Origin of the sequence: Dyella jejuensis (assembly GCF_044904675.1) — a bacterium.
In the GTDB taxonomy this organism is placed as follows: domain Bacteria; phylum Pseudomonadota; class Gammaproteobacteria; order Xanthomonadales; family Rhodanobacteraceae; genus Dyella_B; species Dyella_B jejuensis.
Genome location: NZ_JADIKJ010000073.1, coordinates 1 through 696, shown reverse-complemented (window position 1 = coordinate 696; position 696 = coordinate 1). Strand labels below are relative to the sequence as shown.

General features: G+C 69.4%; 1 protein-coding gene. It reads right to left on the bottom strand.

Annotation, left to right across the window (positions count from 1 at the left end; all coding sequences use genetic code 11):
• Positions 1 to 696 (bottom strand): hypothetical protein (locus ISP15_RS18340; RefSeq protein WP_404549440.1); only part of this gene is annotated, 696 nt, incomplete at both ends.

The window sequence follows — 696 nt, the reverse complement described above, 5'->3', positions numbered from 1 at the left end:
TGTCAGTGCGATGGCGTAGACGTGGGTGCTGGTCACCCGTCCATCGGCATCGTAGGTGGTCTGCGTGACCGTCCCTGCGGCGTTGAGGCTGTAGACCGCCCGCCCTGCGCTGTCGTAACTGGTGGTGGTCGTGCGATCGTTGGCGCTGGGCGTGAGGAGCGCGGCGAGCTGCGCGGTCGTGGGCGCCGTGCCCAGGCTCGCGCTCTGCGTCGCGCTCAGTGCCGTCGCATACGCGGTGCTCTGGGTAACGCGGCCGGCGGCATCGTAGGTGTGCTGCGTGACCGCTCCGGCGCCGTTGACCTGATACACCGCCTCGCCGTCGGCGTTGTAGACGGTGGTGGTGATCACGTCGCTGCTGCTGGCGGTGAGATAACCGGCCACCGTGGCCGGTGTGGCGGTGGGGCTCAGGCTGCCGGTGGACAGTGCCGTGGCGTACTGGCGCGTCTGCGTCACCTGCCCGCCGGCGTTGTAGGTGTATTGCGTGACGTTGAGGCCCAGTCCGTCGATCGCGTAGACCACCTGGCCGTCGGCGTCGTACACGCTTTGCTGGTAGCTGTCGCTGCCGCCGGGGGTGAGGTCGGCGCTCACCGCCGCGATCGTGGGATCGTTGCCCAGCGCGCTCAGCTGGCTGGCCGTCAGCACCGTGGCGTAGCCGCGCGTGGTGGTCAGGTGGCCGTCGGCGTCATACCCATGCTG